This is a genomic window from Aeromonas diversa CDC 2478-85, assembly GCF_000819805.1.
GTDB classification, from domain to species: Bacteria; Pseudomonadota; Gammaproteobacteria; order Enterobacterales; family Aeromonadaceae; genus Aeromonas; species Aeromonas diversa.
In genome coordinates this window covers 64026-85179 of sequence record NZ_CDCE01000029.1, presented here as the reverse complement: position 1 = coordinate 85179, position 21154 = coordinate 64026, and the positions used below count along the sequence as shown (strand labels likewise).

Annotated in this window: 19 protein-coding genes; 4 read left to right on the top strand and 15 right to left on the bottom strand. The window is 63.5% G+C overall.

Translation table 11 applies throughout. The features are described from left to right. Positions 1 to 35: 35 nt before the first annotated feature. The 8 genes from BN1121_RS09780 to ribH form a co-directional block, all read right to left on the bottom strand. Positions 36 to 971 (bottom strand): ABC transporter permease, encoded by a 936-nt coding sequence (locus BN1121_RS09780; RefSeq protein ID WP_005349067.1) that lies wholly within the window; start codon positions 969 to 971, stop codon positions 36 to 38. Between the two features lie 2 nt (positions 972 to 973). After that, a complete protein-coding gene (locus tag BN1121_RS09775; RefSeq protein ID WP_005349066.1) occupies positions 974 to 1948 on the bottom strand; it encodes an ABC transporter permease in 975 nt (324 codons plus the stop codon). Between the two features lie 93 nt (positions 1949 to 2041). Next, positions 2042 to 3598 (bottom strand): ABC transporter substrate-binding protein, encoded by a 1557-nt coding sequence (locus BN1121_RS09770; RefSeq protein ID WP_005349064.1) that lies wholly within the window; start codon positions 3596 to 3598, stop codon positions 2042 to 2044. Between the two features lie 27 nt (positions 3599 to 3625). After that, positions 3626 to 5350 carry a dipeptide ABC transporter ATP-binding protein gene (locus tag BN1121_RS09765; RefSeq protein ID WP_005349062.1) on the bottom strand — a complete coding sequence of 575 codons (1725 nt, stop codon included), beginning with the start codon at positions 5348 to 5350 and terminating at the stop codon, positions 3626 to 3628. Between the two features lie 488 nt (positions 5351 to 5838). Further along, positions 5839 to 6321 carry a phosphatidylglycerophosphatase A family protein gene (locus BN1121_RS09760; protein ID WP_005349060.1) on the bottom strand — a complete coding sequence of 161 codons (483 nt, stop codon included), beginning with the start codon at positions 6319 to 6321 and terminating at the stop codon, positions 5839 to 5841. Then, positions 6318 to 7277 (bottom strand): thiamine-phosphate kinase, encoded by a 960-nt coding sequence (thiL, locus tag BN1121_RS09755; RefSeq protein WP_005349058.1) that lies wholly within the window; start codon positions 7275 to 7277, stop codon positions 6318 to 6320. The genes BN1121_RS09760 and thiL overlap by 4 nt, the downstream gene beginning before the upstream one ends. 54 nt (positions 7278 to 7331) lie before the next feature. After that, on the bottom strand, positions 7332 to 7745 hold the full coding sequence (gene nusB, locus BN1121_RS09750; RefSeq protein ID WP_005349055.1) for a transcription antitermination factor NusB: 414 nt from the start codon (positions 7743 to 7745) through the stop codon (positions 7332 to 7334). Between the two features lie 14 nt (positions 7746 to 7759). Then, entirely contained in the window at positions 7760 to 8230 is a 471-nt protein-coding gene (gene ribH / locus BN1121_RS09745) for a 6,7-dimethyl-8-ribityllumazine synthase (RefSeq protein ID WP_005349053.1), read from the bottom strand. 274 nt (positions 8231 to 8504) lie between these two features. Here ribH and BN1121_RS09740 point away from each other — a divergent pair, with 274 nt between their 5' ends. Further along, positions 8505 to 9740 (top strand): S1 family peptidase, encoded by a 1236-nt coding sequence (locus tag BN1121_RS09740; protein WP_043157218.1) that lies wholly within the window; start codon positions 8505 to 8507, stop codon positions 9738 to 9740. Positions 9741 to 9809: 69 nt separating this feature from the next. Here BN1121_RS09740 and ribBA read toward each other — a convergent pair whose 3' ends face one another. The 5 genes from ribBA to glyA form a co-directional block, all read right to left on the bottom strand. Then, positions 9810 to 10919, bottom strand: a complete 1110-nt coding sequence (ribBA, locus tag BN1121_RS09735; protein ID WP_005349049.1) for a bifunctional 3,4-dihydroxy-2-butanone-4-phosphate synthase/GTP cyclohydrolase II — start codon at positions 10917 to 10919, stop codon at positions 9810 to 9812. 72 nt (positions 10920 to 10991) lie between these two features. After that, positions 10992 to 11639, bottom strand: a complete 648-nt coding sequence (locus BN1121_RS09730) for a riboflavin synthase (protein ID WP_005349048.1) — start codon at positions 11637 to 11639, stop codon at positions 10992 to 10994. A 1-nt stretch (position 11640) separates the two neighbouring features. Beyond that, positions 11641 to 12750, bottom strand: coding sequence for a bifunctional diaminohydroxyphosphoribosylaminopyrimidine deaminase/5-amino-6-(5-phosphoribosylamino)uracil reductase RibD (gene ribD, locus BN1121_RS09725; RefSeq protein ID WP_005349046.1), 1110 nt, complete (start codon positions 12748 to 12750; stop codon positions 11641 to 11643). Continuing rightward, positions 12750 to 13199 (bottom strand): transcriptional regulator NrdR, encoded by a 450-nt coding sequence (gene nrdR, locus BN1121_RS09720; protein ID WP_005349045.1) that lies wholly within the window; start codon positions 13197 to 13199, stop codon positions 12750 to 12752. The genes ribD and nrdR overlap by 1 nt, the downstream gene beginning before the upstream one ends. A gap of 117 nt (positions 13200 to 13316) precedes the next feature. Then, positions 13317 to 14570: a serine hydroxymethyltransferase gene (gene glyA / locus BN1121_RS09715; protein WP_005349044.1), complete on the bottom strand. Its 1254-nt coding sequence runs from the start codon at positions 14568 to 14570 to the stop codon at positions 13317 to 13319. Between the two features lie 172 nt (positions 14571 to 14742). On the opposite strand from glyA, the gene BN1121_RS09710 reads away from it, so the two are divergent. Next, positions 14743 to 15207: a GNAT family N-acetyltransferase gene (locus BN1121_RS09710; protein WP_005349043.1), complete on the top strand. Its 465-nt coding sequence runs from the start codon at positions 14743 to 14745 to the stop codon at positions 15205 to 15207. Between the two features lies 1 nt (position 15208). On the opposite strand, the gene torS is transcribed toward BN1121_RS09710, so the two are convergent. Further along, positions 15209 to 17968 (bottom strand): TMAO reductase system sensor histidine kinase/response regulator TorS, encoded by a 2760-nt coding sequence (gene torS, locus BN1121_RS09705; protein WP_005349042.1) that lies wholly within the window; start codon positions 17966 to 17968, stop codon positions 15209 to 15211. Between the two features lie 72 nt (positions 17969 to 18040). Here torS and torT point away from each other — a divergent pair, with 72 nt between their 5' ends. After that, complete coding sequence (gene torT / locus BN1121_RS09700; protein ID WP_005349041.1) at positions 18041 to 19054, top strand: TMAO reductase system periplasmic protein TorT; 1014 nt, start codon at positions 18041 to 18043, stop codon at positions 19052 to 19054. A 59-nt stretch (positions 19055 to 19113) separates the two neighbouring features. Here torT and torR read toward each other — a convergent pair whose 3' ends face one another. Then, entirely contained in the window at positions 19114 to 19824 is a 711-nt protein-coding gene (gene torR / locus BN1121_RS09695; RefSeq protein ID WP_005349040.1) for a two-component system response regulator TorR, read from the bottom strand. A 144-nt stretch (positions 19825 to 19968) separates the two neighbouring features. Here torR and torC point away from each other — a divergent pair, with 144 nt between their 5' ends. Next, positions 19969 to 21132 (top strand): pentaheme c-type cytochrome TorC, encoded by a 1164-nt coding sequence (gene torC, locus BN1121_RS09690; protein WP_005349037.1) that lies wholly within the window; start codon positions 19969 to 19971, stop codon positions 21130 to 21132. The last annotated feature ends 22 nt before the right edge of the window (positions 21133 to 21154 follow it).

The window sequence follows — 21154 nt, the reverse complement described above, 5'->3', positions numbered from 1 at the left end:
AAAAATAACAGGGCCCGCAGGCCCTGTTGGAAGCATTACCCCTTGTAGATCTTGGGGTTGAATACGTCTCGCAACCAGTCACCGAGCAGGTTGATGACCAGCACCAGCAGCACCAGACAGATGCCCGGGAAGGCGGTGATCCACCATGAACCGGAGAAGATGTAGTTAAAGCCCACGCTGATAAGCGACCCAAGCGATGGCTGATCCACCGGCATACCGAGACCGAGGAAGGAGAGGGCCGCCTCGCTCATGATGGCGTTGGCCACCTGCACGGTCGAGATCACCAGGATCGGCGACAGGCAGTTGGGCAGGATGTGGCGGAACATGATGCGCGGGGCACGAAAGCCCATCACCTTGGCCGCTTCCACATACTCCTTCTTCTTCTCGGCCAGCACAGAGGCGCGCACGGTACGGGCATACTGGGGCCACTCGGCCACCCCGATGATCACCACCAGCATCAGGATGGCGTATTGGGAGAAGAACTCTGAGCCAAAGGCCGCCTGGAAGATGGCCGAGACTATGATGGCCACCATCATGGTGGAGAACGACAACTGCACGTCGGCAAAGCGCATCAGCAGATTATCGAGCCGGCCGCCGAAATAGCCGGCCAGCAGCCCAATCACCACCCCCAGGGTCATCTGCAGACCCACGGCGAACAGGCCTATGGTGAGCGAGATGCGCGAGCCATAGAGGATGGTGCTCCAGATGTCGCGCCCCTGGTTATCGGTACCGAGCCAGAAACGCGGGTCTCCCCCCTCGCGCCAGGAAGGCGGCAGCTCGGCATCCATCAGATCGAAGCTGGTCTGATCGTAGACGTTGTGCGGCGCTATCCAGGGGGCCAGCAGGGCGGCCACCACATAGATAAGGAACACCACGAAGCTGAACATCGCCACCTTGTCGCGCAGGAAGTAGTAGACGAAGTCAGAGTTCTTAAAGCGAGCCCAGCGGCTCGCCGTCACGGCGTGAGTCATGCTTACCCCTTGGCTGTCAGGTTAACGGTCGGGTTGATGAACCCATAGAGGAGATCCACCAGGGTGTTGGTCACCACGAAGATGAGCCCGACAAAGATGACGTAGGCGGTGATGAGCGGTGTATCGACCCGATCGATGGCCTCGAGGAACAGGAACCCGGTTCCCGGCCACTGGAACACTTTCTCGGTCAATATGGTGTAGGCCACCATGGTGCCTATCTGCACGCCACCCACAGTGACCACGGGCAGCATGGTGTTCTTGAGCGCATGGCGGTAGTAGACCTTATTGTCGTCGAGCCCCTTGGCGCGGGCGAACTTCACGTATTCGGAGGAGAGCTGCTCGAGCATCTCGGAGCGCACCAGCCGGATGAACAGGGGCAGCATGATCGAGGAGAGCGCAATGCTCGGCAGGATCAGGTGCAAGATGCCATCCAGGGTGAAGAAACCGGAGTCCCATCCCAGCAGGTTGGCGGTCTCGCCACGGCCATAGGCGGGCAGCCAGCCCAGCTGGATCGAGAAGAGGTACATCAACAGGATGGCGGTGAGGAACACAGGGATAGAGATGCCGATGCTGCTCGCCCCCATGATGACCTTGGTCAATATGCTGCGCGGGCGAATCGCGGAATAGACGCCGAGCGGGATAGAGACGAAGACGATGATAAGGGTGGCACCGAACACCAGCTCCAGGGTCGCCACCAGCTTGTCGAGGATCACCTCGAGGGCCGGGCGTTTGAAGAAGTAGGAGGTACCGAGATCCCCGTGTATCGCCCCCTTGAGGAAGCGGGCGTATTTGACCAGGAAGGGATCGTTGAGCCCCATCTGATCGCGCAGGATCTGGCGCTGCGCCTCGGAGACCGACTGGCCTACCATCTCGCGCAGGGGGTCGCCCAGATTGTTCTGGATCGAGAAGGCCACCAGGCTGATGACGAACATCACTATGATCGCCTGGTAGAGCCGCTTGAGGAGAAATGTAAACATGCTGGTCCTTCTACGTGGCCTGCTTTATGAGTGCAGGCTTTTTGATCAAGGCGGGGGCTCGCGCCCCCGCCGGGTCCTTGGTGGCTGACGGCCTTACTGCTTGATGACCAGATCGCCGAAGTACGGGAAGTTCATCACGTTGACCACCGGCTTGATGTCGGCGTTCTTCTTGGCGCCATAGGCCAGGTTTTCCCAGTGCAGGGGCACGAAGGGGGCGTCCTCGGCCAGGATGGCCTCGACCTTCTGCAGCATGGCGGCACGCTTGGCCGGATCGGTTTCGGCGTTGGCCTGGGTCACCAGCTTGTCGGCCTCGGCGTTGGCATAACCGGAGCAGTTGTACTGACCCATGCCGGTCTTGGCGTCCTTGCTGAAGGTCAGGAACTCATAGAAGTTGGCGCTGTCCTCGGTGTCGGAGTGCCAGCCAATCAGCTGCATGTCGGCGGCGCACTTGTCAAACTCCGGCCAGTACTGGGCCACCGGCATGGTCTTCAGATCCACCTTGATGTTGATCTTGGAGAGCATGGCGGAGACGGCCTGGGCGATCTTCACGTCGTTCACGTAGCGGGCGGCCGGGGAGATGAAGGTCAGCTTGAAGCCCTTCTCGTAGCCCGCTTCCTTCATCAGCGCCTTGGCCTTGGTCAGGTCGTAACGCGGGGTCAACGCCTCGTTATAGCCGGCGTAGCCCTTCGGGCTCAATTGCCCTGCCGGGGTGCCGAAGCCCTTGTTGATCTTCTCGACGATACCCACCTGGTTGATGGCGTAGTCGATGGCCTGACGCACGCGCTTGTCCTTCAGGGCCGGGTTGGTGTTCTGGTTCAGCTCGATGATGATGGCGCGGGTCCCGGACAGGGTCACCAGCTGGGTGTTGGCCCCCTTCTCGACACGGTCCAGATCGTTCGGGGCGACCGGGTAGATGACATCCACGTCGCCGCCCAGCAGGGCCGCCACGCGGGTCGCGTCTTCCTTGATCGGCACCAGGGTCAGGTTCTGCACGTTACCCTTGGAGCCCTTGTCCCAGTAGTTGGGGTTGCGAGCGTAGTCGAGCTTCACACCCTGCTCGCGGAACTTGACGGTGAACGGGCCGGTGCCGGAGACATTGGTCGAGGCGTAGGAGGCGCCATTTTTGATGATCTCGGCCTTGTCCTTACCGTCCTCGGTCTTGCCGGTGTAGAACTTGGAGTCCATCGGGAAGATGTAGGTGACGGTCTGCAGGATCAGCGGATAGGGGTTCACTGTGACCAGATCGACGGTGTGGTCGTCGACCTTCTTGGCCTCGGCGATGGGATCGAAGATCGCCTTGAAGTCCGGAGAGGCCTTCAGGCGGTTGACGGTCCACACCACGTCGTCCGCGGTGAAGTCATTGCCGGAGTGGAACTTGACGCCCTTGCGCAGGTGGAAACGGACTGTCTTGTCGTCGATGCGCTCATACTTCTCGGCCAGGCGCGGCTCAAACTGCAGATCTTGCGTCCAGCGCACCAGGGGATCGAACACCAAATGGGACATCTCCAGGGTCTGGCCGGAGAGCTGCTCCTGGGGATCCAACGAGGTCGGGTCGGAGGCCACGGCCACCTTGATATCGGCGGCAGAGACATTGAAGGCCAGGCCAGCGGCCAGCAGCGCCATTGCAACCTTGGACATTCCTTTCTTCATCTTGTTCTCCATGCGTATCTCTTTGTTTTAGCTTGCGATTTCCAGCCCCTCGCGGGACATTCCCTTGAACTCCGGCATCAGCGAGATCAGCTTGCGGCTGTACTCATGCTCGGCATTGGTAAACAGCTTCTCGGTCTCGGCCACCTCGACCAGATGACCGTGTTTCATCACCCCGATGCGATCACACATCTGGCGAATGACCGGCAGATCGTGACTGATAAACAACATGGTGAGGCCCAGCTCCTGCTGCAAGTCCTTGAGCAGGTTGAGGATCTGGGCTTGCACCGACACATCCAGCGCCGAGGTCGGCTCGTCGCAGATGAGGAAACGCGGGCGGGTGGCGAGCGCGCGGGCAATCGAGATGCGCTGGCGCTGGCCGCCGGAAAACTCGTGGGGATACTTGACCCCGGCGCCGCGACCGAGCCCCACGTGATCGAGCAGGTCCCCGACGATCTGCTCAATCTGGCGCTCGCTCTGGGCGAGGCGGTGGAAGCGGATCGGCTCGGCGATGATGTCACGCACCTTCATGCGCGGGTTCATCGACGAGTAGGGGTTCTGGAACACCATCTGCATCTGGCGGCGCAGGGGACGGCGCTCGTGCTCTCCCTTGAGGGCGGTGAGATCGACCCCCTCAAACACTATCTTGCCGGCATCGGGCGGATAGAGGCCCGTGATGGCCCGGGCTATGGTGGACTTGCCAGAGCCCGACTCACCCACCAGGCCGAAGGTCTCCCCTTCGAAGATCTCGAAGCTGATGTCGCTGCACGCCTGCACATATTGGCGGCGGCTCGGGAACAGGGAGTCCTTGGTGACAAACTTCAGATCCATGTGCTCGACCCGCAGCAGAGCCCCCTCATAGGGACGCTCGTCCTGACTCTGACCAAGCCAGTGGGTCTTGAGATCGATGCTGGTATCGGGAGCGCTGGCGTCCTCGATGTAGGAGACCTGCGGGAAACGCACCAGCTTGACGTCGGAGCGCGGCACCGCCGAGATGAGGCTGCGCGTATAGGGGTGCTCGGGCGCCCCCAGCACCTGCTCAGTGGTGCCGAACTCCACCAGTTCCCCACGGTACATCACCACCACCTTGTCGGTGACATTGGAGACCACCCCCATGTCGTGGGTGACCAGCATGCAGCCCACCTGACGCTCCTTGCACAGGGTGCGAATGAGCTGGAGGATTTGATCCTGAATGGAGACATCCAGCGCCGTGGTCGGCTCGTCAGCGATGATGAGCTCGGGGTCGCACGACAGGGCGATGGCGATCACCACCCGCTGACGCATGCCGCCCGAGAACTGGTGCGGGTACTGCTTGATACGCAGCTCGGGGCTTGGGATCCCCACCGCCTGCATCAGACCGAGCGCCTTGTCGAAAGCCTGCTGGCGGGTCAGGTCGGTGTTGGCGAGTATGGTCTCGACCAGCTGCTGCTCCACCGTGAACAGGGGGTTCAGAGAGGTCATGGGATCCTGGAAGATGAAACCGATGCGCGATCCGCGGATGGCGCGCATCTCTCCCTGGCCAAGGCCCGAGATGAGCTCACCATTGAGATAGATATCCCCCCGGGCGATGCGCCCCGGTGGACTCAAAAGATCGATAATGGCATTGCCTATGGTGGACTTACCGGCGCCGGACTCACCGACCACACCGACAATTTCCCCTTTCTCGATGGAGAAAGAGAGATCCTTTACCGCGGCGTGCACCCCGTAGCGGGAGGGGTACTCGATCCGCAGGTTCTTTACTTCGAGCAAGGACATGGTTACCTCTGCGGGGGACATCCGTCCCAAACAAATTCGTCCATAAATGATCCGCAGATGCCGGGTTGGTCTCGAGCCTCGGCAGGCTCACTCCGTGAGACAGACAAACCAGCAATCCGCGCGGGTTTTTTGCATTTTTTTGGAATAACCCGCCTGTAACCTAAACCGTTTCCCCCCTCCGTGTAAATGATGGATTTATACAATTCCATCACCTGGATGGTGATAAGGCACACGACAACAGCGTATAAATGATATATACAGCACAAAACCAGTGATATATACCGACATAATCACAAATTCATAGACGTTGAGCTCAACACTGCCACAACAATCAGAACCTTACTCTTTTTTCACAAACGGATTCCCACGAGACTAAGCAGTGAATTTTTATTCACTCATTCTTTTCAACCGCACTATCTCTCGCTGATTAACAATTAATCAGAAAAAAATAGGGGACGCCTCGGCGTCCCCTCATGGTCTCGACTCGTCTATCCCCACCAGTGGGCCAGCAATTGCATACAGGCCAGGGCGAAGAGACCGGCGATGAGATCGTCGAGCATGATGCCGAGCCCACCGTGGATGCGCCGATCGAACCAGGAGATGGGCCAGGGTTTGAGGACATCGAAGAGGCGAAACAGGGCGAATCCGACCACAACCCAGACCCAGCCGGCCGGCGCCGCTATCATGGTGACGCCAAAGCCGATGATCTCGTCCCAGACGATCCCCCCGTGATCGGCCATGCCGATGGCATCGGTGGCCGCCTGGCAGATATAAATGCCGGCCACAAAGCCGAACACCAGCAAGGCGATAAACCAGGGCGTAGGCAGCCCACTCACCCACAGATAAAGCGGAATGGCGGCCAGGGTCCCCATGGTGCCGGGCGCCTTGGTAGAGAGGCCGGAGCCAAACCCCACCGCCAGCAGGTGGAGAGGGTTGGCCAGGTTCAGCCGTTTCAGCTCGGGTTTGATCATGCGAAGTGATCCCATCCCTTGAGGGTCAAGCTGACCGGCTTGTCGGCCAGCAGCCACTCGATCCCCGGCTCACCCGCCAGAATGCGGCCGATGCGGGTGAACTTGACCCCGCTGTGGGCCAGGGCGGTGTCGAGCACGCCGCGGTGCTCCTCGGGGACGGTAAACAGCAGCTCGTAGTCGTCGCCACCGGCCAGGGCCAGTTGCCACGCCTCCTCGGGGGAGACCGCATCCTGCAGCACCGGCGACAGGGGCAAGGCGTCCAGATCGATCTGGGCGCGCACGCCCGAGGCCCGCAGCACGTGGCCCAGATCCGAAGCCAGTCCGTCGGAGAGATCGAGCGCCGCGTTGGCGATGCCACGCAGAGCCTGACCGGCCAGTATGCGGGGATGCGGATGATCGAGCCGAGGCAACACGGCCGCCAGCTGGTTCTCGTTCAGGGTGCGTCTGGCCAACAGATGGCTCAGGGCCAGGGCGGCGTCACCGAGCGTCCCGGTGACATAGATGCCGTCACCGGCCTTGGCCCCGCTGCGCAGCAGCGCCTTGCCGCTGGGCACAGACCCCTTGACCGAGACAGTGATGGAGAGCGGGCCACGGGTCATGTCACCGCCGACCAGGGCCACGTTGTAGTACTCGGCGAGCTCCAGGAAGCCCTCGGCGAAGCCGGCGACCCAGCTCTCGTTGATGGCGGGCAGGGTCAGCGCCAGGGAGACCCAGCGCGGCTCGGCGCCCATGGCGGCCAGATCCGAGAGGTTCACCGCCAGCGCCTTGTAGCCGAGATCCACCGGGTCCATCTCGGGCAGGAAGTGCACCCCGCTCACCAGCGTATCGGTACTCACCGCCAGCTGGGTATCGGGCGGCAGGGTCAGCAGGGCACAGTCGTCCCCCGGCCCCAGCACCACATCCTTACGGTGGTGGGCCACCTTGAAGTACTTGTCGATCAGCTCGAATTCACCCATGCAATAAAAAGCCAGCTTGCGCTGGCTCCTCTCTTATTCGGTTTCGGGCCGCGCTTACTGCTTGCCCAGGGATTTGACGACCTTATCCAGCACACCGTTGACGAACTTGTGGCTGTCTTCGGCGGCGAAGGCCTTGGCCAGTTCGATCGCCTCGTTGATGGCCACGCGCGGCGGCACATCGTCACGACGGGTCAGCTCGTAGGTAGCCAGGCGCAGGATCGCCTTGTCCACCAGGTCCACCTCTTCCAGCGGACGGGAGAGGAAGGGCGAGAAGACCTTGTCCAGATCGTTGCAGTACAGCGACACGCCAAACAGCAGATCGCGGAAGTAGGCGAGATCCACGCCCTTGGTATCCTGCTCGACCTTGAACTGCTCCTCGATATCGCCCACGTTATCTTTGGTCATCTGCCACTGATAGATGGCCTGGGTGGCGAAATGGCGGGCTTTGCGGCGCTCAGACGGTTTCAATCTCTCTCTCCTCGTTACACGTCCAGTTGCTTCAGGACGTTGATCATTTCGAGCGCACTCAGTGCAGCCTCTGCACCCTTGTTACCCGCCTTGGTACCGGCACGCTCGATGGCTTGTTCAATATTCTCTGTGGTCAGCACGCCGAAGGCGACGGGGATCTCGAACTCCATCATCACCTGGGCCATGCCCTTGCTGTTCTCATTGGCGACCAGATCGAAGTGGTAGGTACCACCACGGATCACGGTGCCCAGCGCCACAATGGCGTTGTACTGGCCGCTCTTGGCCAGCTTTTTGATCGCCAGCGGGATCTCGACAGCACCCGGTACCTTGACCAGGGTGATGTTGTGATCGGCGATCTGACCCTGACGCTTGAGCACATCAAGGGCGCCTTCTACCAGGCTGTCATTGATGAAGCTGTTGAAACGAGCCACGACGATGGCGACACGCGCCTCGGGGGCGGCAATATTCCCTTCGATAACCTTCATGGGCAGTCCTGTGATAGAGGCCTTGAGTCAAAGTGGGGCACATTCTAGCACAAAGGGTCAGGGACCAAAACCGGCATAACGACTTGCCTGTATTGGGCACTCGCCCCCTTTAATCCCTTACCCCTTGGCTTTCTCTCAAGCGTTTCTCATGAGAGACAGATAACACTTCCGTCATTCGGCACCGACGGAACCCTTATTGACATTTAAATCAAACAAGAGCAAGCCTCATACTACTCCGTCAAATATCAATAATGAGTATCGTTTGGAGTTCAGCATGTCATTGTTTAAACAAAGTGCGATAGCCCTCGCCTGCCTGGCCGCCCTTCCGGCGGCAGCTAATGAAGCAACCCCCCGCATCATAGGAGGCAATGCAGTCAAGGCCCCCAGCTGGATGGTCGCGGTCGGTGAGCGCGTCAACGGCGAGTGGATCAACTATTGCGGTGGCACCCTAATCGACAAGGAGTGGGTCGTGACCGCGGCCCACTGTGTCGAGGATGCTCAAATGGGCAAGATGGAAGTGTCCATTGGGGTCTCAGATCTCACTCAGCCCCACTTCCGTCCCTCAGTGGACCAAGTGTTGATGAATACCGAGTACCTCATCAACCGACTGAGATCGCTCGGGGAAGAGATCCCAACCTTCGAAAAAGATATCGCGCTGCTGCATCTGGCATACCCTGTCACCCAAGCCCCGATTAAAATGGCGGCCATAGGCGTCAGGGATACCTGGAGTACCGGAAGTACTCTGTTGAGGGCCTATGGTTATGGTGGTATCAATCCTGACGCAACCCTTGATTCTCCTGTGCTCCAGACCATAGAGCTGCCCTATCAGGGCAACAGGGACACATGGTATGGCGACCCGGCACTGAGCCATATTTTTGCCGGCAATACAGTAGGGCAAGACAGCTGCAAAGGCGATAGCGGTGGCCCATTGGTCTATGGCGGAGAACTGGTCGGCATCACCAGCTATGGCGCATTCCCCTGTGCCTCAGGCATTGCTGGGGGATATACCTATGCCCCCGCACTGCTCGACTGGATTAATGAACAAAAGAGTAGCGTCACCATGACGTCACTACGCGGTCTGGAAGTCCCCGCTAAACAGAGCCGCTGGGCAGAGTACCGGTTGGTGAACCGAACCATGCAACCAACTACCCTGAGTGGGTTGTGGACGACAGCGCCAGATGCCACCAGCGACTGTGAAACCGAACTGAAACCGGGTCGGGGCTGCACGATTCGGGTGCGCTTCGATGGCAACTACGCCGTCGACTCGATGAAAACAGAGTTTGTCAGTATCACAAGTACCCAGGCAGGGCGTGACACTGTACTCGAGGCCGCACTGGTCGGTACCACGACGCAAGAAGAGCAGGTCGTGACACCGGAACCCACCCCTCAGCCGCAACCGCAGCCTGAGCCCCAGCCCGTAGCGACCTCCAGTGGTGGTGGCGGTGGTGGTGCCTTCGGTCTGGCAGGCCTGCTTCTGCTGCCCCTCGCCTGGTTGCGCCGCCGCACCTGAATCGAGTTCAACCAATAGAAAAGGGCTGGCGCCGTGGCGTCAGCCCTTTTTATTGCCTGCCAAACCGGTTTATTCGCTGACGTACTCCACCACTTCCAGGCCGAAACCGCCGAGGGCGTGGTACTTCTTCGGGGTGCTGAGCAGGCGCATCTGACGCACGCCCAAGGCCTTGAGGATCTGGGAGCCGACGCCGACCCGGCGCGAGGTGCCCTGCCACTTGGCGCATTCCGGCTGCTCGCCCTTGTCCACCGCCTCGAACTGGCGCACCCGGTTGATGATCTCCTGGCCACTCGCCTCGGCCCCCAGAATCACCAGCACGCCGCCCTCGCTGGCGATGCGCGCCATCGACTTGGCCAGCGGCCAGCTGCGCGCCGCATGACGATCGGTCAGCAGCAGATCGCTCAGTACGTCGTGCAGGTGCACCCGCACCAGGGTCGGCGTGTCGCTCGTCACCTCCCCTTTCTTGAGGGCGAAGTGGACCTGGTTGTCGACGGTGTCGCGGAAGGTGATGAGGTCAAACTCCCCGAACTCGGTCGGCAGCTTGCACGCGGCCACCTGCTCCACCGTGGTCTCGTTCTGGTTACGATACTCGATAAGATCCGCGATGGTGCCGAGCTTGATGCCGTGCTCGGCGGCGAACAGCTCGAGATCCGGGCGGCGCGCCATGGTGCCGTCTTCGTTGAGGATCTCGACGATGACAGCCGCCGGCTCATGACCCGCCAGCCGGGCCAGATCGCAACCGGCCTCGGTGTGACCGGCGCGGGTCAACACGCCCCCGTCCTGGGCCATCAGCGGGAAGATGTGGCCCGGCTGCACCAGATCGGCGGCCTTGGCATCCGGCGCCACGGCGGCCAGCACGGTGACGGCGCGATCGGCGGCCGAGATGCCGGTGGTGACCCCTTCTGCCGCCTCAATGGAGACGGTGAAGGCAGTGGAGAACTGGGCGTTGTTGCGGTCCACCATCAGGGGCAGGGCCAGCTGCTTGCAGCGATCCCGGGTCAGGGTCAGGCAGATGAGGCCACGGCCATAGCGGGCCATGAAGTTGATGTCCTCGGGCCGCACGCAGGAGGCGGCCATGATGAGGTCCCCTTCGTTCTCCCTGTCCTCGTCGTCCATCAGGATCACCATCTTGCCGGCCTTGATGTCGGCGATAATCTCGGCGGTGCTGCTCAGTGCCATGTGCTTCTCCAGAATCGTTCGGGGTACCCGGTCAAGATGAGGGCAGACCGGGGCGTTTCAATGCCGTCTTGGTCACAAAAAACCGGATTGGGCCAGCTTCTCCAGGGTCAGGGAACTCTGGGTGCCCCGCTCCCCTTGCATCAAGCGCTCCAGGTAGCGGGCAATCTGATCCACCTCCAGGTTAACCCGGGTGCCCGGCTTCCACTGGGCTATGGTGGTCTCCTGGGCCGTGTGCGGCACTATGGTCAGGCGAAACTCGCTCCCCTTTACGGCGTTGACCGTGAGGCTGATGCCGTCCACCGCGATCGAGCCCTTCTCGGCGATGTAGCGGGCCAGGCTGTCAGGGGCCGCAATCCAGTACTCGATGGCGCGGCCGCTGGATGAGGTGCTCTTCACCACCCCGACACCATCTACGTGGCCCGAGACCAGGTGGCCGCCGAGGCGGGTGGTGGGCAACAGCGCCTTCTCCAGGTTGACCCGATCGCCAACCCTGGCGTCGGCGAAGCGGCTGCGATTGAGGGTCTCGAGGGAGACGTCGGCGCTGTAGCTGCGCTCTCCCAGGCTCACGACGGTGAGGCAGACCCCGTTGGTGGCGATGGAGTCGCCGAGTTTCACGTCGGAAAAATCGAGCCCGGGGGCGTGTACGGTCAGGGTGACGTCATCCCCCTGGCGCTGCAGGGCGGTCAGGGTGCCGACCGCTTCAATGATGCCGGTAAACATGTCAAACCACCTTGGCTGTGATGCGGATATCCGGGCCGACACGGCGCACGTCGGTCAGCTCGAGTTTGGGGGCACGCGAGAGCTTCTCAAGCCCCGGCAGGTGGCACAGGCCACGGCCGGCGTCGCCCAAGAGCGTCGGCGCCTGATAGAGCACCAGCTCGTCGACCAGGCCGGCATTGATGAGGGCGCCGGCGAGCGAGGCGCCCGCCTCCACCAGCACAGAGTTGATGTTCTGCCTGGCCAGCACCATGAAGAGACTCACCAGATCGAGCCCCTCCCCAAGACGCGGCACCAGAGTCTCGCGCACCGACGTGGGCCACGAGCCATCAGCGGTGTGGCGCGCCAGCCACACCTCGCCGCCCGTGCCAAACAGGGACTGGGCCGGGGTGAGGCGGTTTTTCGAGTCGATCAGGATACGCACCGGTTGGCGCAGGCTCTCCTTGGGGTAGAGGGCCTTGACGCTCTCGGGCAGCTCGTCCCAGCGCACGGTGAGCGAGGCGTCATCCGCCAGCACTGTGGTGGCGGTGGAGAGCACGGCATCGTGGCGCGCACGCAGGCGCTGCACGTCGCGGCGCGCCTCGGGGGAGGTGATCCACTGACTCTCGCCGCTGGCCATGGCGGTACGCCCGTCCAGGCTCGCCCCCATCTTCAGGGTCACTCGCGGGAAGCCGGTGCGCATGCGCTTGAAGAAGCCCGGGTTGAGCGCCTCGGCCTCGGCCGCCAGCAGGCCGTGAGCCGTCTCTATGCCCGCCTCGGCGAGCAGGCGCAGGCCGCGCCCCCCCACCTGGGGATTAGGGTCGACCATGGCGGCCACCACCCGGGCCACACCGGCCTCGATCAGGGCGTTGGCGCAGGGGGGGGTACGGCCAAAGTGGGAGCAAGGCTCCAGGGTCACGTAGGCGGTGGCGCCACGGGCCAGTTCACCCGCCGCCCGCAGGGCGTGCACCTCGGCATGGGGTTCGCCGGCGCGCTGATGATACCCCTCACCCACCACCTCACCGTCGTTGACCAGCACGCAGCCGACGCAGGGGTTGGGGGCAGTGGTATAGACGCCGCGCCGCGCCAGCTCGAGGGCACGGCTCATCCAGCGATGATCGTCTTGGCTAAACATCACTTCTCCAGCTTGGCGATCTCTTCGCCAAATTCACGAATGTCTTCGAAGCTGCGGTAAACGGAGGCAAAGCGGATATAGGCCACCTTGTCGAGTGCCTTGAGCTCCTCCATCACCAGGTTGCCGACCAGCTTGCTCGGCACCTCCCGCTCGCCGGTGGCACGCAGGGAGGACTTGATGCGGTTGATGCCCTGCTCGATCGCCTCAATGCTCACCGGGCGTTTCTCCAGCGCCCGCAGGATGCCGGCGCGCAGCTTGTCTTCGTTGAAGGGCTCACGCGAGCCGTTGCTCTTGATGACCCGCGGCATCACCAGCTCGGCCATCTCGAAGGTGGTGAATCGCTCGCGGCATTGCAGGCACTCGCGTCGCCGCCTCACCTGGTGCCCCTCGGCCACCAGCCGGGAGTCGATCACCTTGGTATCCACGGCACTACAAAACGGGCAATGCATGACGCCTCCGCAGCAGGCTGTAACGAAATGAGCGCCAGTGTAGCACGGGCGCGAAAATCCAGAAAAAACAATGCCACCCGAAGGTGGCATTGGTATCAGACCGGGTGAATGCCGTTATCAGGCATAGACCGGGAAGCGGCGGCAGATATCCAGCACCTTCTCGCGGGTGTTGGCCAGCACTTCGTCGTTGTCGTGGTTGTCCAGCACGTCGCAGATCCAGTGGGTCAGCTGGATGGACTCGGCTTCCTTGAAGCCGCGGCGGGTGATGGCCGGAGTGCCGATCCGCACACCTGAGGTCACGAACGGGGAGCGCGGGTCGTTCGGCACAGAGTTCTTGTTGACGGTGATGTTGGCTTTGCCGAGCGCAGCATCGGCGTCCTTACCGGTCAGCTCGCGGCCAATCAGGTCAACCAGCATCAGATGGTTGTCGGTACCGCCGGAGACGATCTTGTAGCCGCGCTCGATGAAGGTGGCAGCCATTGCCTTGGCGTTTTTCACGACCTGGGCCTGATAGGTCTTGAACTCGGGCTCCAGCGCCTCTTTGAAGGCAACGGCCTTGCCGGCGATGACGTGCATCAGCGGGCCACCCTGACCACCCGGGAAGACGGCGGAGTTGAGCTTCTTGTACAGATCTTCGTCGTCGGCGGCGGAGAGGATCAGACCACCGCGCGGACCGGCCAGGGTCTTGTGAGTGGTGGAGGTGACCACGTGAGCGTGGGGAACCGGGTTCGGGTAGACACCGGCGGCGATGAGGCCAGCCACGTGGGCCATGTCGACGAACAGCCAGGCGCCGATCTTGTCGGCGATCTCGCGCATGCGAGCCCAGTCGACAACGCCAGAGTAAGCGGAGAAGCCGCCGATCATCATCTTCGGCTTGTGCTCAACGGCCAGACGCTCCATCTCGTCGTAGTCGATCTTGCCGGATTCGTCGATGCCGTAGGGAATGATGTTGTACAGCTTGCCGGAGAAGTTGACCGGGGAGCCGTGGGTCAGGTGACCGCCGTGAGCCAGGTTCATACCCAGCACGGTGTCGCCCGGTTGCAGCAGGGCCATGTAGACGGCGCTGTTGGCCTGGGAGCCGGAGTGCGGCTGCACGTTGGCGTAGGTGGCACCGAACAGCTCTTTGGCACGCTCGATAGCCAGGGTTTCAACCACATCCACATACTCGCAACCACCGTAGTAGCGCTTGGCCGGGTAACCTTCGGCGTACTTGTTGGTCAGCTGGGAGCCCTGGGCTTCCATGACGCGGGGGCTGGTGTAGTTCTCGGACGCAATCAGCTCGATATGCTCTTCCTGACGACGGGTCTCGTCTGTGATGGCCTGCCACAGCTCTGGATCATAGCCGGCAATGGTCATGTCACGTTTCAACATCCGTTTCTCTCCTGAAAATCGTTTGCGCGTGGGTGAAATCAAGGCGAACGCATTGTAACGTGACCGGGATCAAAGGGACAGCCCGACCACTTAAAAATTTGTTTATAAATTGTAAATTGTGTCGCATGGCGCAACTTGGTTACCATGGCGGCCTCAGCCCTCAGGAGTGCCTATGTACCTGCTGCTTCCCGCCGATCCGGCCACCCACGTGAGCCACTGCCTGCCGTTTCGCCGCGACGCCTGGCGCATCAGCTTCGGCCAGCTCGACACCTTCGATGAACAAGACACCCTCTCCTGGCTCGCCCGCCTGCAGGAGCTCGGTCGCCTGCATCACCTGTGGCATGAAGACGAGATCATCGGCCAGCTCGAGCTCAGCCCGGCCCTGGTGCGCCCCGATGGCGTGCAAGAGGGCTACATCTACCTGCTCTATCTCTGCCCGCACTGGCGCGGTCTGGGGGCCGGCCGCTGGTTGCACGATCAGGCGCTGGCGCGGATCCGCGCCGTGGGCAGTCAACGGGCGGGGCTGCGGGTCTCGCCGAGCAACCTGCCGGCGGTCAGCTTCTACGCGCGTCTGGGCTGGCAGCCGGTCGGCGCCCCCGACGCCCGCGGCCAGCTGCTGACCCTGCCCCTTTCTTGAGTCACTTCAGGGCGGCCAGCGTCTGGCGCCAACACGCGGCCAATCCCTCGATCCCGCTCTCACCGCGCTCGATGGCCAGACACAACTCCGCCAGGGGGGTCACCTCCAGGCTCAGGGCACTGCCCCTCAAGCGATGAGCCAGCTGGCGGCGCGCCTCACCGGGCTCGCTCGCCAGCAGCTCGCCGACCAGTTGCTCCCCCTGCTCCTGGAACAGGGTCAGCAGCCGCGCCCCCCTCTCCTCACCGAGCAGGGCCCTGTCCCTCGCCAACCCCTGCCGAGGGGAGGTGGGCCCCTCCTCCTGCCCCGTTAGAGGGCCCTGCCAGTGGGCGGCAATCGCCGCACCGAGCGTCGCCAGGCGCAATGGCTTGCCGACGAAGCCGGCAAAGCCGGCGTCGAGGCAGCGCTGCACATCCTCCGGGTACATCTGGGCCGTGACCGCCAGGGCCGGCAGCGGACGGCCGTGCTCCTCCAGGCTGATCTCCGCGAGATCCTCGCGCAGCGTGATGCCATCCGTGTCGGGCAGGTTGAGATCGATGAGCGCCAGATCGAAGGGGCGCTCGGTCACCAAGGTCAGGGCGCTGCGCCCATCCTCGGCCAGGGTGACTCGGTGGCCGAGGCGGCGCAGCATCCCTTCGGCCACCAGTCGGTTGATCGGGTTGTCCTCCACCAGCAACAGGTGGGCCCCCCCGACGTGCAGGGTCACCGGCTCGGGCGCCAGCAGCTCGGCCGGCTGGAGCGACAGGGAAAACGAGAAGCGGCATCCCTCCCCCGGCTGGCTCTCCAGAGCCAGAAAGCCCCCCATGGCCTGTACCAGACGACGACTGATGGCCAGCCCCAGCCCTGTGCCCCCCAGATGACCCGCATCACGGCCACGCTGGCGAAACGCCTCGAAGACCGCCTCCTGCTCGCCCGCCGGAATGCCGGGCCCGGTGTCGCTGACCGTGAAGCGCAGGCAGGGTTGCAGACAGGGGCCGGCGCACTCGAGCGGCCCCACCGTCAGGGTCACGCCGCCGTGGCGGGTGAACTTGATGGCATTGCCGATCAGGTTGGCAAGCACCTGACGCAGCTTGCCGGCATCCCCCTCCACCACGGTTGAGACAGTGGCGGCACAGTTGAGCGTCAGTGACAACCCGCGCCCCTCGGCCTTGGGGGCAAACAGGGCGACCAGATCCTCGAGCAGGGCGTGCAGGTTGAAGGGGACGCGGCGCGCCTCCAGGTGACCCGCCTCGATTTTGGAGTAGTCGAGGATGTCGTTGAGGATCTCGAGCAGGGACTCGCCGCTGTGCTCCACCGCGCCCAGATAACGGCGTTGCTCGCTATCGAGCGGGGTGCCTTCGAGCAGGGAGAGTCCACCCAGGATGCCGTTCATGGGGGTGCGGATCTCGTGGCTCATGGTGGCGAGAAAGACCGACTTGGCCCGGTTGGCCTGCTCGGCCTCGGCGCGCGCCTCTTTCTGGCGATCCACCTCCAGGGCGAGGCGGTCGTTGGCCTCGTTGAGGGCCTGCGTGCGCTCACTGACCCTCTGCTCCAGCTCGGCCTGATAACCGCGCAGCTCGATGGCGTTGCGCCGAAACACCTCCAGTGCCGCCCCCATGGCGGCCAGCTCATCGCTCCTGGCCGGATTGGGCAAGGTGACATCCAGCTCGCCGCGAGCGAGGCGCTCGATGGCGCCGGTGGCCGCACGCAGTGGCACCAGAATGCCGCGCTGCACCACCCGACCCATCAGTATGCCCATCAGCGCGAGCGAGATGAGGCCGATCAGGGCCAGCGCCCGGGTAAGCAGGCGCAGCCGCTCGGCCAGCAGGTGTTGCCGTTCACCGAGTCGGGCACGCTCCTGCGCCACCAGCTCGGCCACCTCACCATTCATGGTCGCCATCAGCTGCTGGTTGCGCCCACTCAGCTCCCCGATCATCCGCTCGGTATCGAGCCACTGACCGCGTACCCGACCGAGACGTTCGGCCTGTACCAGTCGCGTCAGGGCGGCCCGGGCTGCCCCCCGCCGCTCGGGGTCGGCCAGGGCATCGGCGCGCAAACCCATCACCGCCAGATCCTGGTCTATCAACCCCATCAGGGCGGTCACCTCGTCGCCACTGGCGGCGCGCCCCGTCTCCTCGATCCGCTGCTGCAGGGCGAGGGCGCGATGGCGCAGCTCCGTCATCTGCTCGAGCCAGTCGAGATCCCGGTCGAGCAGGCTGTCGAGACGGGCCCTGGCCGCGGCGCCAGAGAGGCCGTAGAGCTCCCCCATCCCCGCCACCAGCAGGCTCTGGGCATTCTCCATCTGGCTGCGTGCCAGCTCGGCCACCTCGCCGGCGTCCTGCACCAGCGACTCACGCAGGCGCCTGCCACGCAGATCCAGATCGAGCCGCTCCCCCACCAGCAGCCCCTGCCGACCCAGGTTACCGATGAGGGCGAGCTGCAACTGCTCGAGCCGTACCCGACGCGCCTCGTCCCCCTCCCGATCCAGACTCGCCACCAGGGCCACCAGGCGACGCCCCTCCAGGGTCAGTCGCTGCCCCTGACGGGTACGTTCCGCCTCGCTGTCAGACGCCACCAGCAGGCGCGAGGTGGCGAGGATGTCGCCCCCGACCCGGGCCAGCTCGCGGGCGCTGTCGAGGGCCGGCAGGGTGCGCTCCATGCGCTGGGCCAGGGTGGCGATATGGCCAAGCCCCAGCCAGCCGAGCAGGCTAGCCCCCAGGGTGAGCAGCGCCATCAGGGAGAAGGCGATCAGCAGCCGACCACGCAGGCTGGAGAGCAGGGACATACGCACACCTTGATTGTCGATGTCGACAGAATGGGGATAATGACTCCCCACACTCTACCAAAAGCCCCCGCCATGCGAAGCCGAAACCTGCTGACCCTGCTTGCCGCCTCGCTCGCCCTGCTGCCGGGCCCCACCCGGGCCGTGCCCGCCTCTGCGGGATGGACCCCGCCCGAGCGGGCGGCGCGCCCCTATCGACTCTGCGCCCTCTACCCGCACCTGCGCGACGCCTACTGGCTCTCGGTCAATCAGGGCATGGTGGAGGAGGCGCGCCGGCTCGGGGTTCACCTCGAGGTGCAGGAGGCAGGGGGCTATGAGGCGCAAGGGGAGCAGGAGCGGCAGATTGCCGGCTGCCAGGCGCAGGGGGCCGATGCCATCCTGCTCGGCAGCGTCACACCGGACGCCCTGACCAGCACCATCCGCGCCAGCCGGTTGCCTGTCTTCGGAGTGGTCAACGCCCTGGCACCGGGCCTGGCGGTCGCCGAGGTAGGGGTAGACTGGGCCGAGATGGGGGCGCGCATCGGTCAGTGGCTGGCGCGGCGCCACCCGGCCGGCAGCCCGGCGGTGCGGGTCGCCCTCTTCCCGGGACCCGCCGCGCGAGGGGGCAACAACCTGGTGGAGCCGGCCTTCGCCGAGGCCATCGCGGGGAGCGCGGTCACGCTGGTGACGACACGACGCGGCGACAACAGCCGGGAGATTCAGCGCACCCTGGTGCAGCAGGTGCTGCGCCAACATCCGGATTTGGACTATCTGGTGGGGGGCGCCATCGCCGCCGAGGTGGCCATGAGCGAGCTCTCCGGCCGCTCCCGACCCGCCATCGCCGCGACCTACTTCAGTCACGGGGTGCAGCGGGGGCTGCTGCGCGGGCGCATCCTGGTGGCCAACAGCGATCAGATGCGTCTGCAGGGACGCCTCGCCGTGGCCCAGGCGGTCTGCCTGCTCAATCAACCCGACACCAGTGAGGCGCGCTGCCCACGCCACCTCGCCCCCCCCATATTGACCCTGGAGAAGGCGTTACCCGACACCCGGGACAGCCTCTCCGACGGGGACTTTCGCCCCGTCTACCGTATCTCACCCAAAAAGAACTGACCATAGAGAGCCTCAGAGGCATGAGACAGGCGCCGACCTGCCTCACGTTCTCGAGCGCCCTAACCGCTAACGGCCCCGGCGAACAGATAGCCCTCCCCGTGCACAGTGACGAACAGCTGCGGATCGCGGGGATCCTCTTCCATCTTGCCGCGCAGGCGGCGGATCAGCACATCGATGGTGCGATCGCTCGGGCCATCGCCCCTGTGGCTGATGAGAGAGAGCAATCGCTCGCGGCTGAGCACCCGCCCCGGGTGGGCGACGAAGGCCACCAGCACCTCGTACTCGGCCTTGGTCAGGCGCACCGGCACCCCGCCCTTACTGAGCTGGCGACGGGGGATGTCGAAGCGCCAGGGGCCAAAACCAATGGCATCGTCCTCGTCAGCGGGAGCCGGTGCCTGCTGCGCCAGGGAGATGCGCCACAACAGGTTCTTGACCCGCACCAGCAGCTCGCGCAGCTCGAATGGCTTGGTGACATAGTCGTCGGCCCCCATCTCGAGGCCGACTATCCTGTCCACCGCATCGCTGCGCCCGGTCACCAGTATGATCCCCACGGTACTGCGGGCCCGCAGCTCGCGGGTTAGCAGCAGGCCATCCTCTCCCGGCAGGTTGATGTCGAGCATGATGAGGGAGACCGGCTCGCGCGCCAGTACCTCACGCATGGCCGCGCCATCCTCCACCGCCGTCACCCGGTAGCCTTCCCGCTCGAAATAGCCCAAGAGACGCTCGCGAGTGACGATGTCGTCCTCGACGACCAGGATGTGATGGGACATGGGGGACCTCGTGCACGGTGAAGGGGGGTATTCTATTCACATTCTTTCATAATTACCCCTTATTCGTTAATAGCCAGGGGCAGCCCTGTTCACACCCCCTCCCTACCATGGCCTCCATCAAAATAGCGATGCGAGACCCATCCGATGAAGAAACTGTGGCACTTCCTGCGCACTCCCAGCCGCCGCTGGTCGGTGCTGGCGCTGGTTCTGGCCGGGGTTGCCGTGACCCTGGCCGGCTCCGTAGGCCTGCACTATGGCTTTGAGAAGACCAGCTCTCTCGAGTTCTGTATCTCCTGTCACACCATGAAAGACACCGTCTACCAGGAGTACAAGGAGTCGGTGCACTACCAGAACGCCTCCGGCGTGCGCGCCGTGTGTGCCGACTGCCACCAGCCGAAAGACTTCGTCGGCAAGGTGGCGCGCAAGATGGAGGCGGCCAACGACCTCTATCAGCAGTACATAGGCCACAGCATCGATACCCAGGAGAAGTTTGAGGAGCGTCGCCTGCACCTGGCCGAACGGGTGTGGAATCGCATGAGCAGCCAGGGCTCCAAGACCTGCAAGTCTTGCCACGACTACAGCGCCATGGATCACGCCAAGCAATCCCCCGCCGCCGCCAAGGCGATGACGGAAGCGGCTGCCAACAACATGAACTGCATCGAGTGCCACAAGGGGATCGCCCACGAGCTGCCCAACATGGCCGGCGGCTTTCGCGCCACCTTCGGCAAGCTCAAGAGCGAGGCCAAGACGGCCCCCGAGGCCGAGACCCTCTACACCCTGGGTGAGAAGGACCTGTTCGCCTCGGCCACGAGCACAGAGCCAGTGGGCAAGCTGCTGCCCGCCAGCAAGGTGAGCGTGCTCGAGCGCGACGGGGAGCGCCTGCAGGTGGCCATCGAGGGGTGGCGCGAGACTCAGGGTACCGGTCGGGTGCTGAGCGAGTACATGGGCAAACGGGTCTTCGTCGCCACCGTGCGCGATGAGCTCAAGGCCACCGAGACCCTGCTCGGCGAGCAGACCGACAGCGCCACCCACATCCAGTGGCAGCAGGTGAAGGTGACCGCCTGGACCGACGGCCAGGGGCTCGAGACCAGCCTCAAACCCATCTGGGACTACGCCGGCGAGATGTACAAGTCCACCTGCAACTCCTGCCACGCGGCCCCGGATCCCGCCCACTTCAGCGCCAACGGCTGGATCTCGGGTCTCAAGGCCATGTCCGCCTATTACCGCCTCAGCAAGGAAGAGGAGCGCACCCTGCTCAAGTACCTGCAGAGCCACGCCGCCGACACCGGTGGTCAGGGTCACCACTGAAACCCCATTGAGAGAGGAACAA

What these genes read in the sequence shown, in the direction of transcription:
- BN1121_RS09780 (WP_005349067.1), bottom strand. Translation starts at nt 971, where the DNA reads ATGACTCACGCCGTGACGGCGAGCCGCTGGGCTCGCTTTAAGAACTCT.
- BN1121_RS09775 (WP_005349066.1), bottom strand. Translation starts at nt 1,948, where the DNA reads ATGTTTACATTTCTCCTCAAGCGGCTCTACCAGGCGATCATAGTGATG.
- BN1121_RS09770 (WP_005349064.1), bottom strand. Translation starts at nt 3,598, where the DNA reads ATGAAGAAAGGAATGTCCAAGGTTGCAATGGCGCTGCTGGCCGCTGGC.
- BN1121_RS09765 (WP_005349062.1), bottom strand. Translation starts at nt 5,350, where the DNA reads ATGTCCTTGCTCGAAGTAAAGAACCTGCGGATCGAGTACCCCTCCCGC.
- BN1121_RS09760 (WP_005349060.1), bottom strand. Translation starts at nt 6,321, where the DNA reads ATGATCAAACCCGAGCTGAAACGGCTGAACCTGGCCAACCCTCTCCAC.
- thiL (WP_005349058.1), bottom strand. Translation starts at nt 7,277, where the DNA reads ATGGGTGAATTCGAGCTGATCGACAAGTACTTCAAGGTGGCCCACCAC.
- ribH (WP_005349053.1), bottom strand. Translation starts at nt 8,230, where the DNA reads ATGAAGGTTATCGAAGGGAATATTGCCGCCCCCGAGGCGCGTGTCGCC.
- BN1121_RS09740 (WP_043157218.1), top strand. Translation starts at nt 8,505, where the DNA reads ATGTCATTGTTTAAACAAAGTGCGATAGCCCTCGCCTGCCTGGCCGCC.
- ribBA (WP_005349049.1), bottom strand. Translation starts at nt 10,919, where the DNA reads ATGGCACTGAGCAGCACCGCCGAGATTATCGCCGACATCAAGGCCGGC.
- BN1121_RS09730 (WP_005349048.1), bottom strand. Translation starts at nt 11,639, where the DNA reads ATGTTTACCGGCATCATTGAAGCGGTCGGCACCCTGACCGCCCTGCAG.
- ribD (WP_005349046.1), bottom strand. Translation starts at nt 12,750, where the DNA reads ATGTTTAGCCAAGACGATCATCGCTGGATGAGCCGTGCCCTCGAGCTG.
- nrdR (WP_005349045.1), bottom strand. Translation starts at nt 13,199, where the DNA reads ATGCATTGCCCGTTTTGTAGTGCCGTGGATACCAAGGTGATCGACTCC.
- glyA (WP_005349044.1), bottom strand. Translation starts at nt 14,570, where the DNA reads ATGTTGAAACGTGACATGACCATTGCCGGCTATGATCCAGAGCTGTGG.
- BN1121_RS09710 (WP_005349043.1), top strand. Translation starts at nt 14,743, where the DNA reads ATGTACCTGCTGCTTCCCGCCGATCCGGCCACCCACGTGAGCCACTGC.
- torS (WP_005349042.1), bottom strand. Translation starts at nt 17,968, where the DNA reads ATGTCCCTGCTCTCCAGCCTGCGTGGTCGGCTGCTGATCGCCTTCTCC.
- torT (WP_005349041.1), top strand. Translation starts at nt 18,041, where the DNA reads ATGCGAAGCCGAAACCTGCTGACCCTGCTTGCCGCCTCGCTCGCCCTG.
- torR (WP_005349040.1), bottom strand. Translation starts at nt 19,824, where the DNA reads ATGTCCCATCACATCCTGGTCGTCGAGGACGACATCGTCACTCGCGAG.
- torC (WP_005349037.1), top strand. Translation starts at nt 19,969, where the DNA reads ATGAAGAAACTGTGGCACTTCCTGCGCACTCCCAGCCGCCGCTGGTCG.